This is a genomic window from Acidithiobacillus sp. M4-SHS-6 (genome assembly GCF_047421495.1).
Taxonomy (GTDB): domain Bacteria; phylum Pseudomonadota; class Gammaproteobacteria; order Acidithiobacillales; family Acidithiobacillaceae; genus Acidithiobacillus.
In genome coordinates, this window is the sequence record NZ_CP175559.1 from 2,553,046 (window position 1) to 2,570,025 (window position 16,980).

Consider the following 16,980-nt stretch of genomic DNA (forward strand, 5'->3'; position numbering starts at 1 on the left):
ATTATGCAACCTCTTTATCATAAAGCTTAATTTCCAATTCTATATCCTTGTAGATTTGCATGGCATAGTCATCCAAAATCTCTGACAAGGGCTTTGTCAGGCCATCAAATTGATTCTGAGAATTGGCAAATCGTTGCCGATACTCCTCGGAGGAAAATAGATTGCGATAAAGATTTTCAATGGTCCCATGCCCTGCAGGCCCATTTATGAGCGCTTCACTTTCTGCTTCTCTTCCCAACACTAATCGGTAAGCTTCTTGAATATGTGCGGCTGTAAGCCCATGAAATTCATTATTTAATCTTTTCTGGAACTCCTCTGAGGAAAGCAGGGCTTGGTAAAGATTTTCAATAGTCCCATATCCTGCAGGCCCATTTATAAGCGCTTCGCTTTCTGCATCTCTTCCCAACACTAATCGGTAAGCCTCTTGAATATGTGCGGCTGTAAGCCCACCTTCTAGTTTATTATAAGAATTTTTATGTTCCGCCAAAGCCATTTGGAGTTTATGAATTTTATTTTTCATCCGCTTTATACGATCTGCACGCCCCCAAAACCAGTGTTGAGCGCGACGTTCCGCCTTGACCAAAGCCTCCAGTCCTAGAATCTCCTGATGGGGTCGGCACTCTGAAGATCGTGCCAATTGGAAGATAATCGACTCTTTACTATGGCCTTGGGCCAACCTGCCTAGGTAGTAAGCCATGCCCTGAGTGTCTGGATCATGCTGAAGCAGGTTACAATAGGCCTCTCTAATAAACTTGGGGCCATCTAGTGCAAAAAGTTCTGTGATGTGTTGAATTGGCATAAACTATTTCTTACCTTGAATCATGTTTTAACTAGCCTTGACTTTGCTGATAGCTACCCCGGAAATCGCCAAGCCAAACAACGTCATGGCAATCAGCACAAATATGGTATATCCCATGTGATAATAGCTAGGCACCCCTGAACCAAAGTAGCCATGATGAAAATAATCCACCGCATCAATGAGCGGAAAATACAGCAGATAACTGCGGTATGGTTCCGGTACAAGGAATGTCGGGATAAATACCCCACTGAAAGGGAGCATCAGGTAGAGAATGATGTGGGACGTTTTTTCAATGGTTTCGCTCAGTTCAGCCAGCCCGGCCATGATCATGACAAAACCAAAGGAAAACCAAATAATTAGCAGATACCCTAATGCCATCGTTAAAATACTACTTGGTACGTGGCAAATGCCCACTATGATAAAGATCGGAAACAGAAATAAAAATACGGCTATACCACTGGCAAATTCCAGTAATATGCGCGAGTAGATAATATCCATGGGCCGGATAGGCTGGTGATGCAATAGTGCACGGTTCACATTGATTGCACCCGTAACTCTGCCCGTTCCATTCCGCCAGAACAACAGCGTGGGATAACTCACCGCCAGATATTCAGCAGGACTGATTCCATACGGATAACCCGTTTCAATAAAAGAAAAAATAATCATCACTCCCACCACAAACATGGCAGGCTCAGCAATCATCCACAACATCCCCAATCCTTCACGCCCGAAGCGCGTGACCGTTTCGCGCAGCATCAGCGCCCAGATCACCCGCAGTTGCAGGCGGAACTGATACCAGAAGGTTTCCTTGGTGGCATTAGCGCTCATGGTGTTCCTTGATGCCGGCGTAGAGAATGCTCAACACCCCCCAGATCATCAGCGAGACAATCAGCACGGCCAGAATGTCCTCAAAACGCTTGGGCTGCTGGGGGGCATCGGGCAGGTTCGGGCGGCTGATGGTTTCCAGATAGAGTTCCTGTTTCTGGGCGGTCATGCGGGCCTGTTCCAGGGAGGTGACGGCGGCTTCCAGCAGTTTTTGAGCGAGGAGCTGGTTGACCGTCAGACGCTCGAATTCAATGTCCTTGCTGGCCAAGGATTCCCGGTCGCCGGTGACCTTGGACTGTTCGCTGGCGATTTCCCCTTTCAAGGCCGTTATGCTGCTTTTGAGGACGGGTATCTGGGGGTTGTCCGGGGCATGGGCGACAATGGATTGCAATTCGGTCTGCATGGCAATCAACTGGTCCTGTAACTTGCTGACCATGCCGAGTTGCAAGCTGCTTTGTGCCGGGGGGCTGAACACCCGACGAAGATTACGGTACTCGGCCAGGGCCAGGGTGGCATCCCGTAAAGTCCGCTTGGCCTGTTCCACGTCCTGCTTGGCATAAAACACCGCGCGATGGCGGGCGGTATTATTCAGTTGATTGACGATATCCTGGCTTTTGGCGAGCAGAAAGTCATTGATTTTTTGGGCATCTTTGGCGCTGAACGCGCGTACCTTGAGTTCACTGATGCCATTGGCACTATCCAGAGTATCCGCCACCATGTGTTGATAGTAGCGCCACAAGCGCACATCGGACGTGTAGGGATAAAACACCCCGCCAAAGCGGTTGAAGATATCAATATCGCTGTTCCCGAAAATCTGCTTGAGGGGGTAGAGCTTGTTGACGGCCATCATGCCGTCCCAGGACGAGATGTAGGAACTGATGGTTTGCGCGGCACTGGTGGAATTACTCCCTCCAAAATTGCTGAGCAAGGAAAGCAGCCCACTACTGCTGCTGACCTGCTGGTTGGGGCTGTACACCACAAAGCGGGCTTCACTGATGTAAACTGGTGAAGCAATCAGGCCAAAGTACAGGACGGACAGGCCCGTCGGTACCAGGACGATCCAGATGAACAGCTTGTTCAGGTTTTTAATACGGGTCCAGAGGGCCTTCAGCACGCAGCAGTTTCCTGTATACGGTTATAGCTATATTATGGTCAGATTCAGGCGGTAGGGACAAGAGCCTCGGCGCGTCCATAAATATCATCAAAGCGGGCAATATCGTCTTCGCCCAGGTAGGCGCCGCTTTGCATCATTTGTACCACAACCGGACTTTCAAAAAATGCATCGACAGGCGTTTTTTTGCTATATTATTGACCGAACGGTCGGTATGCCATCATGTCAACGGACCCGGCAACCTGCGCGTAATGGATATGCTTGGATATGCACTGGCAGGACGTGGAGTTAGGCAATCCACCGGGTTGCAAGGCACATCGAACAAACAATTGGAGGCTTGACCATGTCCAATTCAGCACAACCCATGCCTTGGAGGCTCTTGGCCGGGGTGGGTCTGGGATTGGCCCTGGGGTCCTTCGATGGTGCCGCGCTCCAGGCAATCTTTCCCTATGTGGCGGGAGGCGTGTCCACCAGCAGTGATCACGCCATGTGGACCCTGACCTATTTCGTTGTCAATTGGGCGGTGGGCATCACCATCATGCCCTGGACCAGCGCCCGACTCGGCAGCCGGCGGGCCTTTCTCGGGGCCTGTCTCATCGCCACCGTGGGCAGCGTCATCAGTGCCACCACCAGCAATCTGTGGATCCTGCTCATCGGTCGCGCCATGCAGGGGATAGCCGCCGGCCTGTTGGTCCCCTTGAGCCAGATCCTCTTTTTGCGCAACACCGATCCGCGTCGTCATGGCTTGATCACCATCCTCTGGAGCAACATCATGTTGATTCCTTTCTTCCTGGGGCCGGCGCTGGGAGGGTTTTTGGCGGTGACACTCAGCTACCGCTGGATTTTCACCCTCTCGGTGCCCCTTTGGGGCGTGGCGGCCTGGCTGGGGGCGGGGGCCATCCCGGAAGAAGAACGGCAACACCCCCCGGCCTTCGATCTGCTCGGCTTTTTGTTGCTCTATGCCGGACTCATGTCCTTGCAGGTCGTTTTGGATAACGGGGAACAATACGGTTGGTGGCATTCCCGTTTCATCTTGCACATCGGACTGATATCCTTGTCGCTGTTGCTGCTCTTCGCCTGGCGGGAAAGGAGCGCCAAGCACCCACTGCTGCAATTCCACTTTTTTCGCCATCGCAATTTCTGGTTGGGCTTGCTGCTGTTGAGTCTGGGGTGGTCCTTCTTCGTGGGCTGGATTTCCATCCTGCCTTTGTGGGCCGAAGAGACCCTGGGCTTCAATGGCTTGTGGGCAAGCGTGATCTTGATTCCCCTGGGTCTCGCCGCCGTACCCCTCTCCAGCCTGATGGACCGGCTGCGTGGGCCCGTTGGTTTACACCGCCTCGCTGCGCTGTGTTTTCTGCTTTTCGCCCTGGCCTATGGAACGGCCTACCTGAGTCCGATGATGGGGCTCGCTCAGTTGCTCTGGATCACCTTTTTCCTGGGGCTCGGAACAGGCTCCCTGTTTGTTCCCCTGACCATGGTCATGCTGTCCCCGATTCCTCGCGAGGAGCTTGCCCGGGCTTCGACCACCGGGAATTTTCTGCGCGTGTTCAGCGCCTCCCTTGGGGTAACCCTGCTGTCCACCTTCTGGATCCGGGGCACGGCCCTGGCGAGCAACAGTTTGCGTTCGGAATGGCCCCGGCACCATCCGGTCCTGCCGGTGCCGGTCCTGTTCCAATACCTCCAGGGAGTGGCCAGCAGCCTCAGCATCGATAGCCTCCTGCGGCTATCCATGTGGCTTTGTCTGGGAATTGCGGTCATTGCTTACTTCTTCATACAGCCTGTGCAACGGCCCGAGTCCTATGTCGAGGAAGAGGAAGATCTGGTGGAAGATGAAGCAACCTCATTGATGGAATGAATCTTTTTGACAAGTTCAGGCCACGGCAACCCGCTTACCATACGATCTTGGGAGCCTGCACCCTGACACTGGTAGAACGTCAGATGATGCCATGAGATATTCTGGCTGCGGGCGATGATGTTCTGACCGGTTCCGCAGTGGTCAACGTAGTGTCTTGCGCCTAGGGGTAGTGGCTGATCCAAGCCACTCAGTAGCAGTAACACCCGTTGACCAGGTCGGGGGGAGAAGTGCGGCCACAGCGCATATTGATTGCGGGCTGGCGTTCCAGAAAAATCGTTGTAATAGACAAATGGATGGCCGGGTAAAACGAAGCTTAATGCCGCACTGTATTGATAGAAATCGGTGACGATCAAGCTATCGTGTTGTTCGTCCAGCGCCTGCTCCACCTTTCGTCCCAAGGCATTCCACCCCCTGGTTTGCTTGAAGGGCACAAGCCAGTGAGGTGGCACGGACAAGCCCCAACTGGCCGCCGAGGGCAAGGCCAGAACCGCGGCGATCAGCAGTGACGGCAGGAACATGGCGGGAATCAGATACCGACGAGATAGTCTGGCCAAGGAACCCGCCGCCCATATCCACAAACCAATATAGCTTTCCGCTGGCCAGTTGGCATCAATTTGCCCGGTAGCACTCTTCAGGAGATAAAAAAACCAAATCAACAGACTGCTCGCCATGATGATGGTCCATCCCCTAGTCCGTAACCGGCGGCTCCGCCACAGCCCAAAGATGAGCAGGATGGCTGGAAAGACTCCCAAAACGCCCAGTTGACCAGCAAGGAAAGTACCGATACTTTGCCAGCCCCCCTGACCACCAGTGACGTTCCCCCAGGTGGCTTGCATGGTTACCCAATGATGGGTGGCATTCCAGTAGAGATTAGGTGAAAGTATGAGCAGTGCGATAAGGGCTCCCAGCCAGGGTTCCTTTCGGGACAGTTGCTGTCGTCCTTCGGCACTAAAGAGCAGCACCAGGAAAATGGCCAGTGGCAGGGCCCCCATGTTGTACTTGCTGAGCAATCCCAGACCGAGCCAGACACCTGCCAGTAGCCATTGCCAGGATTCTCCTCGCGCCAGGGCCCGCCAGACAGACCAGAGCGTGAGCATCCAGAAGGTCAGCATGGGAACGTCAGTGGTAAAGACCATACCGCCCAGAAAAACGATGGGTATAATGCTGAGAGCCAGGCAAGCTACCCATGCGGCCCTCCGGTCCTTCCATACATCCCAGGCGAAAAACCAGGCAAGCAGGGTCACTGTGAAAGAAAAAATCGGTGCCCAGGCCCGCACTCCCAACAAAGTATCACCGAATATCCATCGGCTGACGGCCATGAGCCAGGCCAGCAGCGGGCCTTTCGTGTAATAACCCAGGCTGAGGTGCCTGGACCAGAGCCAGTACTGGGCCTCGTCTCCGGAAATTCCCAGAGGCCCCCACAGGATGAGCGCATAGTGAATGAGTAGCAGGACTCCAGCGAAAGGCCATGGAGTTTCCCAAAAGCGGGATGGCCTTGTCAGAATGCCGATGGTGCTGTCCTCTGAATGACAAGAATTCATTGATTTTATTGGTGCGCAGTACTGGATTCGAACCAGTGACCTTCGGCTTCGGAGGCCGACACTCTATCCAGCTGAGCTAACTGCGCGCGCTGCAGATTATAGGGAACTCGCTGGCGGCTTGTCCAACCTTTCCTGGGGTCCCTGAAAATTCAGCGCCAGCCAGTATTGTTCCGTTGAACGGGCTCGGGAGGCTGTGGGCTTGCGTACCACAATTTTTTGGAAATCCTGACGCAGGGCACGACGCAAATCTTCAGCACCAGCGCCCATGAATACCTTGATCAGCAAGGTCCCGCCCGGCCGCAACCAGCGCTGCGCCATATCCAGGGCCAGTTCCGCCAGATCGATGGCACGGGCCTGATCGACACTGGCAATGCCGGACATATTGGGCGCCATATCGCTCATGATGAGATCCGCGCCTTCGGGCAAGGCTTCCCGACAGGCGGCGATAATCGCTTCTTCATACACGTCTCCGCAAATCACCGTGGCTTCGACCACCGGATCCATGGGCAAGCGATCCACCGCCACCAGGCGGCCATGTCGGCCAATCAGAGGGGCCGCCACCTGGGTCCAGCCCCCCGGAGCGGCACCCAGATCCAGAATCCGCATGCCGGGCCGAATAATGCGATCCTTTTCCTGAATCTCCAGCAACTTGTAGGCTGCCCGGGAACGGTAGCCCTCTTTCATGGCGCGCTGGACAAATACATCCCGAAAATGTTCCTTCAGCCATTTTTCACTGGATTTACTTCTCGCCACAACGCCTTCCTCCGCCCTTTGACCACCGCATCGCGCAACCGTACACTCCCTTTCTGCTTTTTTGAAGCATTGAGCAGACATGCTCCCTGCCGGGCATCTGGCCGCAGCTTGGCAGGTAGCACGGTCATCGCTAGACTGTTATGGAACAATCTACCGGCCAAGCGCCCGGAGCAGCATCATGACCGATAAACCCCCCACGGATATTCGGATCAGCGTCGAAACCCGCTATCTTCCCGAGCAATCCAGTCCTGAGCAGGACCATTACGCATTCGCCTATCAGATCACCATCGAAAATCACGGCCCGAAAACCGCACAGTTACTCAATCGCCATTGGATCATTACCGATGCCGAAGGACGCGTGCAGGAAGTTCAGGGGCCGGGAGTCGTCGGTGAACAGCCCATCCTGCAGCCGGGGCAACGCTTCCGCTACTCCAGCGGCGCGGTGCTCCCAACCCCGGTGGGCAGCATGCACGGCAGCTATGAATGGGTGAGCGCTGATGGAGAAAGCTTTGATAGCCCCATTCCCGCCTTTCGTTTGGCCGTAGCTACGGTTTTTCATTGAGCCGAAACAGTCTGCAGCGCGCCTACGGCATCTGGGCGCCGATTTATGACCCGGCCGTACGCGGTTTTTCCGAGCCTTTACGGCAACGCAGTCTCCGTCAGATGCCCTGGGGGAACAGGCGTAATCAGTTCCCGCTCCCGCCGCGCGCCGCCTTCTTGCGCTCATTTTCGGTGAGATAACGCTTGCGGATACGGATGGATTGGGGAGTGGCCTCCACCAGTTCGTCATCGGCGATAAACTCCACCGCCGCTTCCAGGGTCATTTTGATGGGCGGGGTGAGCATGATGTTTTCATCGGAACCCGAGGCGCGCATGTTGGTCAGTTTCTTTTCCTTGAGGGGATTGACCACCAGATCGTTGTCGCGGCTGTGGATGCCAATCACCATGCCTTCATATACCTTGTCGCCCGGACTCACAAACATCCGGCCCCGTTCCTGCAGGTTGAAGAGGGCAAAGCCCACGGCCTCGCCTTCTTCCGCGGAAATCAGCACGCCATTGTTACGGGCAGGAATGCTGCCCTTGACCGGACCATAACCCTCGAAAATATGGCTGATGACGCCCGTTCCCGAAGTCGCCGTCAGAAATTCCGTATGGAAACCAATCAGACCCCGCGCCGGAATCTTATACTCCAGGCGCACCCGACCACGACCATCGGGAATCATGTCCTGCAACTCCCCGCGCCGAATGCCCAGGCGCTCCATGATGGTCCCCTGATGGGTTTCTTCCACATCCACTGTCAACGCCTCATAAGGCTCTTCCCAGACCCCATCGACCTGACGCTGAATCACCCTGGGACGGGACACGGCCAGCTCGTAGCCTTCGCGACGCATGTTTTCAATGAGGATGGTCAGATGCAGCTCACCCCGTCCGGAAACCATGAACACATCGGCATTGTCCGTATCTTCGACCCGCAGGGCCACGTTGATGAGCAACTCCTTGTACAGCCGGTCGCGCAACTGGCGACTGGTGACAAACTTGCCTTCCCTGCCAGCAAAAGGACTGGTGTTCACCTGAAAGGTCATGTTCAGGGTCGGCTCATCAATGGGTTTCCAGGGCAGGGCTTCCGGAGCCTCCGGTGCGGCAATGGTGGCGCCGATGGCAGGCTCCTCGATACCCGTCACCGCGACAATATCGCCCACGGTCGCCGTTTCCCAAGGCACCCGCTTGAGACCGTCAAAACCCAGTAACTGCAGGATACGGCCCCTGGTCTGGGTCTGATCCACACCATGAATCAGGACAATATCCTGACCGGGTTTCATGGACCCCCGGCGGATGCGGCCAATGGCAATACGTCCCACATAGCTGGAATAATCCAGATCGGCAATCTGCATTTGCAGAGGCCCTTCGGGATCCCCTTCCGGGGCATGGACATGGGACAAAATCAGTTCAAAGAGGGGTTTCATGTCGCCCGAACGCACATCGGGATTTTCCCCCGCGTAGCCTTGCAGTCCGGAAGCATAAATCACCGGGAAATCCAGCTGCTCTTCGCTGGCACCCAACTTGTCGAACAAATCAAAGGTCGCGCTGATCACATAGTCTGGACGGGCGCCGGGGCGGTCCACCTTGTTGATCACGACAATGGGCTTCAGACCCAGCTCCAGCGCCTTGCGGGTCACAAAACGGGTCTGGGGCATGGGTCCCTCCACCGCATCCACCAGCAGCAGAACGCCATCCACCATGCCCAGCACCCGCTCCACTTCCGCACCAAAATCCGCATGTCCAGGGGTATCGACGATGTTGATGTGGGTGTCGCCCCACTGCACCGCCGTGTTCTTGGCCATGATGGTAATGCCTCGTTCCTTTTCCAGATCGTTGCTGTCCATCACTCGATCTTCCACCTGTTGGTGGGCGGCAAAAGTACCGGACTGACGGAGCAACTGATCCACCAGGGTGGTTTTGCCGTGGTCAACGTGCGCGATGATAGCGATGTTACGGATTTGACGAGCCACTGATATTCCCCAAAACGGTCATAAGAAAAAACGCGGGCATCTGCCGCCCCGCAGCGGGTTTTCTTATAACGGTATCCTGTCGAAAATGCAAATAAAAACCGCCCCGAAAGGGGCGGCAAGGGAAAGTGACCGAAGTCACTCGAAAAATATTCTTTTGACTTAGAAACCTGCCTGGAACTGCAACATCAACGTGTTGTAGGCCATGCCGTTGATGGGTGCGCCATTGGCACCGAACACCCCACCCATGGTTCCCGTACCGAACTTGCCGTTCCGCGCCGTTGGAATGATGTAATTCAACTGCACTTCTGCGGCGTGGGGATTATTGGGGTTGACATAGTAGTTGACACCCACTGTCGTGTTGTCGAGTTTCGCATCGTAACCATTATGGTTGTTGATGCTGAATGAATCGAAGCGCACTGCCGGTTCGATATCCAGCCAGGACGGGGTCAATGTCATCTGATGCAGATTTACGCCCAGACCCACATTCCAGTCCGTGGCCAGCATTCCATAGGAATTGGTTACTGCGGGAACGAAGCTACGCCCAGTGTTCATATTGGTGTAGGATGCTGCGTAATGGATTCCCATTAAGCCGCCGTGTATGCCTACGTTCCATGTATAAATAACCGAGCCAGCCAATGTGGGAGACACATACCCAAGACTCATGCGCGACCCGCTCACTTCCGCCTTCAGCAAGGGTCCCATGAAGTCATAATTCAAGCGGGCAAAGGCAATATAGTTGCCGCTGCCATTCAGGTAACCACTTTGACCACTTCCGAAGGGAGTGGTACCACTTTCGGCGAAGTCATAGGCATTGTACGCATCCAAAGAGGTGTCATCGGCAACACCAACTGCATATCCAACCCCGGTTCCCAATACATCATTGGCATGGATCATCGCGCCTGCGGAACGGCCCGGTACCAAGGACTGCGCCATGCTCCGGAAGATGAAGGGCAGCTCATTTCCCTGCTTGCTCACGTATTCATTGCCCACCGGCAGCTTGAACTTGCCCACCTCAAGCTGTGCAAATGGCACAGGAGCATAGTTCAACCAGGCATTGATGATGGAGGCATTGCCACCATTGCCGAGGCCGTCATTCAGCAGATTGCCAAGTGAGTCTCCTCCTTTGAAGTTACCCGAAATCGCAGCGTTGTCCCAACCCGCCTCGATGTTGTAAGTCACACCGGGAACCGCTTCGCCCTTGACACCCAAGCGAATACGATTGGCACCGAAAACCAAACCATTGGAACCCGAAGCAGACCCATTGGTGGATGTGCCCCACTGCTGAGCACCGGTGATCTGGGCATATCCATACAGGACCGGACCCGTATCCCGGGAATTCTCAGGCTGAAACACCTGGTTGGAACTGTCACTGGTTGCCGCAAAAGCCGCACCAGGCACCAAAACTGCGGCCGCAACGGCCAAAGCGATAAGATTCTTCTTCATGATAAGGCTCCTCCTCGAGAGCATTGTCTGGATACTACGCTTTAAGTTATAGCACCGGTGTGGGCACTTTGCAACATTTTGACAACACCTTTTTTGCAACGCGCCGCCAATTTTATACACCGATATGCTTATCAAGCTCCACGTTTGACACAGGCAGTCGGCCATGGCTATCATCGCCGCCGCCCTTGGGGAATCGTCTAGCGGCAGGACAGCGGACTCTGACTCCGCTAACCGTGGTTCGAATCCACGTTCCCCAGCCAAAATTACGCAAGCGCCCAAGTTCCCTCGGGCGCTTTAATTATAGATCAAAGCGCGGCTGCGGAGCATTCGCGGCAACTTCGTGTTACACTCTCCTTCATGAAAGCCACGCATCCACCTGCTCTTACTGCCCTGCATTTCACCAAAATGCAGGGTCTTGGTAATGATTTTGTCGTTTTTGATGGCATCCGCCAACAGGTTCATTTAGCACCCGAACAGATTCGCGCCATTGCTGACCGCCACTTTGGCATTGGTTGCGATCAAGTTCTGCTGGTGGAAAAACCCGATTCATCCGACTGTGATTTCCGGTACCGCATTTTCAATGCCGACGGCGGTGAAGTGGCCCAGTGCGGGAACGGGGCGCGTTGCTTGGCGATATTTGTCCGTCGTTCCGGGCTCTGCGACAAAGCCATCATTCAGGTAGAAACCCGCTCCGGACGGATGCAACTCCAGATTCTGGAAAACGGGGAGGTGTTGGTGGACATGGGTGTCCCGCGTTTTGCGCCAGGGCAGATTCCCTTGCGCGCCGCGGAAGAAGGCCCGGAATACCTCCTGGAAGTGGATCATGACACCCTGCGCATGGCGGCCTTGAGCATGGGCAATCCCCATGCCGTGCTGCGTGTGCCCGATATACGCCATGCGCCGGTCACGCGTCTGGGGCCACGAATTGAAAACCATCCGGATTTTCCGCAGCGCTGCAATGTTGGCTTCATGGAAATCTGCGATCGCACCCACATTCGTCTGCGGGTCTGGGAGCGGGGTGCGGGAGAAACCCTGGCCTGCGGCAGCAATGCCTGTGCTGCAGTGGTGGCGGGCATCCGCTGGGGAGAACTGGATCAGACGGTCGTCGTGGATCTTCCGGGTGGACGCTTGTGCATCCAATGGGCAGGACCCGGACAAGCGGTTATGATGACCGGACCGGCCCAGGTGGTTTTTGACGGCACCTGGTCCCTCCAGACGGACCGCCAGGCAGCCAAGGGAGAATCCGATCATGCAGGACACGACATTGCGCGCCATTGCTGAGAGCCTCAACAGCAACTCGGAACAACTGGCTTTTTTACATAAACTCAACGATCAGGAAGGCGAAACCCTCGCCCATCTCATCGCGGCGCTGGAAGTCCATAGCGCCCCTGAACGCTACAGCGATACCCACTGGGAGGATGACTGAATTGGCTACCGCTCCGGAACTGGATGATCTGGCGCAGCAAGTCCACCAGTACCTGCGCGAACATCCCCAATATTTATGGGACCAGGAAGACCTGCTCCTCTCCCTGACCTTGCCCCATGTGGGCCGAGGCTCGGCCTCCTCCCTGCTGGAAAGGCAGGCGCAGCTCTTACGGGAAGAAAACCATCGCCTGCAGCAGCGCATCAGCGCCCTGCTGGGTGCCGCTCAACAAAATGCTGCCCTGGGTCTGCATCTTTCCGATCTGGCCACGGAGTTGCTGAACACCCCCGACTGTCCGGCCACTCTCCATGCGGTGCTGACCCATCTGCGCGAAGGTTTTCAGGTCGAGGCGCTGGCCCTGATCGCCCGGGCACCAGTACCAGGCCTGCCACAATTTGCCGTTCTCGAAGAACCGGATTTCTTGGCATTACTGAACGGCTTCCCTCCTTCCCAGGCCGCGACCGGCTTGTCCCTGACCCCAGCACTGCGCAGCACCTTGTTTGCTGCCGACGGCGCAGCGCTGGAGTCCTTTGCCCTGATTCCGTTGCTGGGCCAGCATCTGCAGGCGGGGATTGTGCTGGGCAGTCAGAACCCCGAGCGCTACGCCCAGGATGCGGGTGCCGACCTGCTCAATCAGATTGCGCGGCTGGTGACGGCGGCCCTGGATCGCTGCCTGACTCCATGCTGATTCAGGAAGCCATCATGGATTTCATGACCGCCCTTGCCCAGAGCGGCCGCTACAGTCCCGCCACCATAGTCTCTTATCAGCGCGACCTGCAGGGCTGGATGCAATTCATGCAGACCCGCAGAGCTCAGGATATGACTGCCGTCCATCCTGCCGATCTGCGCGCCTATCTGATGCGCGAACGCAGTCGCGGGGTGGCTATCCGCAGTCTGCGCCGCCGTTTTGCCGCCTTGCGCGCCCTCTATCGGCATCTGCAAAAAGACACCCCCGATCTACAGAATCCTGTGCAGGGCATCATGATGCCCAAATCCGAACAACGCCTCCCTGACTGGTTGACGGTGGACCAGGCCAAACAATTGATGGATTCTGCGGATACCACTCTAAACACGGCCGATTTTGCCCAAATCCGCGACCAATTGATCCTGGAGTTGCTGTATTCCAGTGCCCTGCGCGTCAGTGAACTGGCAGGCCTGGATGTGCAGGATATGGACCGCCATGGTGGTAGCGTGCGGGTCATGGGTAAAGGCCGTAAGGAAAGGATTGTCCCGGCGGGTTCGGCGGTCTGGCGGGTTCTGGCAGCCTACCTGCCCCTGCGCCATGCCCTGCTCATGGACAAGCATCGTCCCGAAGAAAACGCCCTGCTGCTCAATGCTTCCGGTCGGCGCCTCAGCATCCGCAGCATCCAGATCCGCATCAAGGCGCTGGGAGAAACCCGCCTGGGTCAGCATATTCATCCCCATACCCTGCGCCACAGCGCCGCCAGCCATTTTCTCCAGTCCGCCGGAGATTTACGCGCGGTGCAGGAATATCTGGGCCACACGGGTATTGCAAGCACGGCCATTTATACCCATATGGACTATCAGCGTCTGGCGCAGGTGTATGACCAAACCCATCCCCGCGCCAAACAATCCAGACTACCGCAAGACGAGGACCCCACATGACAGAGGCATTACCCATGCATGGCACCACCATTCTCTGCGTCCGCCGTGGCGCCAATGTGGTGATGGCCGGCGATGGCCAAGTCACTTTTGGCAATACCGTCATGAAAGGCAATGCGCGCAAGGTGCGCCGCATCGAGTCCGGGGTGCTGACCGGGTTTGCGGGTGCTACTGCGGATGCTTTCACCCTGCTGGAACGCTTCGAGGCCAAACTGAAAGCCCATCCGGGGCAACTGGCCAAGGCGGCCGTGGAGCTCGCCAAGGAGTGGCGCACCGATCGGGTATTGCGACGTCTGGAAGCCATGCTCGCCGTGGCCGATGAAAAACAAAGCCTGATCATCACCGGACAAGGCGACGTGCTGGAACCGGAATATGGCATTATTGCCATTGGTTCCGGTGGTCCTTACGCCCTGTCGGCCGCCCGCGCCCTTTTGGAAAACAGCGCCCTGTCCGCCCGCGAAGTCGCCGAAAAGGCACTGGGCATCGCCGGCGACATCTGTATTTACACCAACCATAACCATACGATTGAAGAACTATGAGCATGTCCGAAATGACCCCCCGCGAAATCGTCCAGGAACTGGACAAGTACATCATCGGCCAGTCGGACGCCAAGCGTGCGGTGGCCATTGCCCTGCGCAACCGCTGGCGACGCGCCCAGGTCCCTGCCCCCCTGCATCAGGAAATCACCCCCAAGAACATTCTGATGATTGGACCCACGGGGGTGGGCAAAACGGAAATTGCCCGCCGCCTGGCGCAGTTGGCCAATGCGCCATTCATCAAGGTGGAAGCCACCAAATTCACGGAAGTCGGGTATGTGGGCAAGGATGTGGAGTCCATCATCCGCGATCTGACCGAAACCGCCGTGGACATGATCCGCAGCGAACGCCAGACCGCCATGCGGCAACGCGCCGAAGAAATGGCCGAAGAACGCATCCTGGACGCCCTGATTCCGGGTCCCCGGGACAGTTCGCTGCCGCGCAGCAATGAAGGCACCCGGCAAAAATTCCGCAAGATGCTCCGGGAAGGCAAACTGGATCAGCAGGAAATCGAAATCGAAGTGGCCGCTCCCAAGGCGGGCGTGGAGATCATGGCGCCTGCGGGTATGGAAGAAATGACCAATCAACTGCGGGATATGTTTTCCAACCTGTCCCAGGGCAAGACCAGCATCCGCAAGGTGCCGGTGGCAGAAGCCCAGCGCCTGCTCACCGACGACGAGGCGGCCAAACTGGTCAATGAAGAAGAAGTCCGCGCCCTGGCTCTGGAGAGGGTGCAGTCGGGTGGTATCGTGTTCATCGATGAAATCGACAAGGTCACCGTGCGCTCCGGCAGTCAGCAGGGCGCGGACATTTCCCGGGAAGGGGTACAGCGGGATTTATTGCCTCTGGTAGAAGGATCCAATGTCAGCACCCGCTATGGCGTGGTGAAAACCGATCATATTCTGTTCATCGCCTCGGGCGCCTTTCACCTCAGCAAGCCCTCGGATCTGATTCCGGAACTGCAGGGGCGCCTGCCCATTCGCGTCGAGCTGGACGCCCTGAGCGCGGCGGACCTGGTGCGGATCCTGCAGGAACCGGAGAATGCCCTGGTGCGCCAGTACAGTGCCCTCCTCGCCAGCGATGGCGTCACGCTGCAATTCACCGCCGACGGCGTGCAGCGCATTGCCGAAATTGCCCAGCAGGTCAACGAAAGAGTGGAAAACATCGGCGCCCGTCGCTTGCACACCATCATGGAACGCCTGCTGGAAGAAGTGGCATTCGCCGCCCCCGACCTGAGCCAGCCCAGTGTGGAAGTCAATGCGGCCTATGTGAATGGACGCCTGCAGGATCTGGCCCAGGACGAAGATCTGTCCCGCTATATTTTATAGGCTTTTGGTTTATAGGGGATGACCCTGGGTGGACACTCAGGGTTTGATATACAAGGCTCCCGCTGCCTGGGCTTCGGCAATGGCGATGACGCCAGCAGGCACCAGATGACTGCCCGCGGGCCGGGCAGCGGGGTCAAGGCCCATGTTGCGCAGACTGTTTTCACAGAAATCCACCCACAAACCGGCGGTGATCCGCTCTTCGATTTCCCGCCGCCAGTGTCCATGGGCCCACAGGGAAACCGGGGACTGACCGTTGGCAATGACCCGCAGTGCGCGGCCCGGATCTGCTGCTGCCGCATTCCGCACATTGGCCAGGAGATTGGGCCAACGGCCCGCGTCATCAATATGAAACAGCAACAACTGTTCAGGCCACCGATCTCAGCGCCAGCATTTTCTGACGCAACTTGCCCATGCTGTTTTTTTCCAGCTGGCGGATGCGCTCCGCAGAAACTCCCAACTCATCGCCCAGTACCTGCAAGGTCTTGGGTTCCTCACTGAGCCAGCGATTTTCGATGATGTAGCGATCCCGCTGGGACAAGGCCGACAACGCGCTTTGCAAGGCGGCATGCTGATGGGCATCCCAATCCCGGTCGAAAAGCTGATCCACCGTGGATTCGGCAGGATCGGCAATTTCCTTCATCTGTGGATTCCCGCTCTCTTCATCAAGCTCCAAGTTCAGGGAGTAGTCATGACCGGTCATCCTCCCTTCCATTTCCAGTACCTGATCCTGGGTGACACCCAGATCTTCGGCAATGGCGGCGCTTTCCTCCCCACTCAGCCAGCCGGTATGGGTTCGACTGGAACGCAGGTTAAAGAACAGCTTGCGCTGGGCCTTGGTGGTAGCCACCTTGACGATTCGCCAGTTACGTAAAATGAATTCGTGAATTTCCGCCTTGACCCAATGCACGGCAAAGGAAACCAGACGCACGCCATGATCCGGATCATAGCGCTTGACCGCCTTCATCAGGCCAATATTGCCTTCCTGAATCAGGTCCGCCTCCTGGAGGCCATAACCCCGGTATCCCCGGGCAATGCGCACCACAAAACGCAGGTGACTGAGCACCAGCGTTTTTGCCGCTTCGACATCACCATGATCGCGCAGACGCAAGGCCAGATCCCGCTCTTCTTCAGGCTCCAGCATGGGCTGGGCGTTGACGAAACGCAGGTAAGCCGTCAACCCGTCGGTGCTGACCAGATCCCTACTGGCTATAGCAAGTTCATTCATATTTTGTC

The 16,980-nt window shown here is 56.4% G+C and carries 17 protein-coding genes and 2 tRNA genes; 9 read left to right on the top strand and 10 right to left on the bottom strand.

The window, feature by feature from the left end:
- Window position 1: 1 nt before the first annotated feature.
- From ACJU26_RS13250 to ACJU26_RS13260, 3 genes are read right to left on the bottom strand one after another with little or no spacing between them, the layout of a single operon-like run.
- Complete coding sequence (locus ACJU26_RS13250; RefSeq protein ID WP_414040098.1) at window positions 2-799, bottom strand: DUF4214 domain-containing protein; 798 nt, start codon at window positions 797-799, stop codon at window positions 2-4.
- Window positions 800-826: 27 nt separating this feature from the next.
- Window positions 827-1,627: an ABC transporter permease gene (locus ACJU26_RS13255; protein WP_414040099.1), complete on the bottom strand. Its 801-nt coding sequence runs from the start codon at window positions 1,625-1,627 to the stop codon at window positions 827-829.
- The gene (locus ACJU26_RS13260) at window positions 1,617-2,738 is read right to left on the bottom strand and encodes a capsule biosynthesis protein (protein WP_414040100.1); all 1,122 of its coding nucleotides are present in this window, start codon (window positions 2,736-2,738) and stop codon (window positions 1,617-1,619) included. The genes ACJU26_RS13255 and ACJU26_RS13260 overlap by 11 nt, the downstream gene beginning before the upstream one ends.
- A gap of 340 nt (window positions 2,739-3,078) precedes the next feature.
- Here ACJU26_RS13260 and ACJU26_RS13265 point away from each other — a divergent pair, with 340 nt between their 5' ends.
- Window positions 3,079-4,590, top strand: a complete 1,512-nt coding sequence (locus ACJU26_RS13265) for a DHA2 family efflux MFS transporter permease subunit (RefSeq protein WP_414040101.1) — start codon at window positions 3,079-3,081, stop codon at window positions 4,588-4,590.
- On the opposite strand, the gene ACJU26_RS13270 is transcribed toward ACJU26_RS13265, so the two are convergent.
- The 3 genes from ACJU26_RS13270 to ACJU26_RS13280 all read right to left on the bottom strand — a co-directional run bounded on the left by ACJU26_RS13270 (window position 4,533) and on the right by ACJU26_RS13280 (window position 6,884).
- Entirely contained in the window at window positions 4,533-6,131 is a 1,599-nt protein-coding gene (locus ACJU26_RS13270; protein WP_414040102.1) for an ArnT family glycosyltransferase, read from the bottom strand. The genes ACJU26_RS13265 and ACJU26_RS13270 overlap by 58 nt on opposite strands.
- A 9-nt stretch (window positions 6,132-6,140) precedes the next feature.
- Window positions 6,141-6,217 (bottom strand) — tRNA-Arg (locus ACJU26_RS13275).
- Window positions 6,218-6,227: 10 nt separating this feature from the next.
- Entirely contained in the window at window positions 6,228-6,884 is a 657-nt protein-coding gene (locus ACJU26_RS13280; RefSeq protein ID WP_414040103.1) for an RlmE family RNA methyltransferase, read from the bottom strand.
- A 178-nt stretch (window positions 6,885-7,062) separates the two neighbouring features.
- Between ACJU26_RS13280 and apaG the strand changes: the two genes are divergently transcribed.
- The gene (apaG, locus tag ACJU26_RS13285; RefSeq protein ID WP_414040104.1) at window positions 7,063-7,446 is read left to right on the top strand and encodes a Co2+/Mg2+ efflux protein ApaG; all 384 of its coding nucleotides are present in this window, start codon (window positions 7,063-7,065) and stop codon (window positions 7,444-7,446) included.
- Between the two features lie 124 nt (window positions 7,447-7,570).
- Here the strand turns inward: apaG and typA are convergent, their stop codons facing one another.
- Together typA and ACJU26_RS13295 are read right to left on the bottom strand one after the other, a co-directional pair.
- Window positions 7,571-9,394, bottom strand: a complete 1,824-nt coding sequence (typA, locus tag ACJU26_RS13290; protein ID WP_414040105.1) for a translational GTPase TypA — start codon at window positions 9,392-9,394, stop codon at window positions 7,571-7,573.
- 159 nt (window positions 9,395-9,553) lie between these two features.
- Window positions 9,554-10,837 carry a porin gene (locus ACJU26_RS13295; RefSeq protein WP_414040106.1) on the bottom strand — a complete coding sequence of 428 codons (1,284 nt, stop codon included), beginning with the start codon at window positions 10,835-10,837 and terminating at the stop codon, window positions 9,554-9,556.
- 186 nt (window positions 10,838-11,023) lie between these two features.
- Between ACJU26_RS13295 and ACJU26_RS13300 the strand changes: the two genes are divergently transcribed.
- The 7 genes from ACJU26_RS13300 to hslU all read left to right on the top strand — a co-directional run bounded on the left by ACJU26_RS13300 (window position 11,024) and on the right by hslU (window position 15,747).
- Window positions 11,024-11,097 (top strand) — tRNA-Gln (locus tag ACJU26_RS13300).
- Between the two features lie 97 nt (window positions 11,098-11,194).
- Window positions 11,195-12,118 carry a diaminopimelate epimerase gene (dapF, locus tag ACJU26_RS13305; RefSeq protein ID WP_414040107.1) on the top strand — a complete coding sequence of 308 codons (924 nt, stop codon included), beginning with the start codon at window positions 11,195-11,197 and terminating at the stop codon, window positions 12,116-12,118.
- Window positions 12,087-12,263 (top strand): hypothetical protein, encoded by a 177-nt coding sequence (locus ACJU26_RS13310; RefSeq protein ID WP_414040108.1) that lies wholly within the window; start codon window positions 12,087-12,089, stop codon window positions 12,261-12,263. Before dapF ends, ACJU26_RS13310 begins: the two co-directional genes overlap by 32 nt.
- Window positions 12,256-12,948 carry a DUF484 family protein gene (locus tag ACJU26_RS13315; protein WP_414040109.1) on the top strand — a complete coding sequence of 231 codons (693 nt, stop codon included), beginning with the start codon at window positions 12,256-12,258 and terminating at the stop codon, window positions 12,946-12,948. Before ACJU26_RS13310 ends, ACJU26_RS13315 begins: the two co-directional genes overlap by 8 nt.
- Window positions 12,942-13,886, top strand: a complete 945-nt coding sequence (locus ACJU26_RS13320) for a tyrosine recombinase XerC (RefSeq protein ID WP_414040110.1) — start codon at window positions 12,942-12,944, stop codon at window positions 13,884-13,886. The genes ACJU26_RS13315 and ACJU26_RS13320 overlap by 7 nt, the downstream gene beginning before the upstream one ends.
- Entirely contained in the window at window positions 13,883-14,422 is a 540-nt protein-coding gene (hslV, locus tag ACJU26_RS13325; RefSeq protein WP_414040111.1) for an ATP-dependent protease subunit HslV, read from the top strand. The genes ACJU26_RS13320 and hslV overlap by 4 nt, the downstream gene beginning before the upstream one ends.
- 2 nt (window positions 14,423-14,424) lie before the next feature.
- The gene (hslU, locus tag ACJU26_RS13330) at window positions 14,425-15,747 is read left to right on the top strand and encodes an ATP-dependent protease ATPase subunit HslU (protein WP_414040112.1); all 1,323 of its coding nucleotides are present in this window, start codon (window positions 14,425-14,427) and stop codon (window positions 15,745-15,747) included.
- A gap of 36 nt (window positions 15,748-15,783) precedes the next feature.
- On the opposite strand, the gene ACJU26_RS13335 is transcribed toward hslU, so the two are convergent.
- A complete protein-coding gene (locus ACJU26_RS13335; protein WP_414040113.1) occupies window positions 15,784-16,104 on the bottom strand; it encodes a hypothetical protein in 321 nt (106 codons plus the stop codon).
- A gap of 7 nt (window positions 16,105-16,111) precedes the next feature.
- Entirely contained in the window at window positions 16,112-16,972 is an 861-nt protein-coding gene (gene rpoH / locus ACJU26_RS13340; RefSeq protein ID WP_414040114.1) for an RNA polymerase sigma factor RpoH, read from the bottom strand.
- Window positions 16,973-16,980 lie beyond the last annotated feature (8 nt).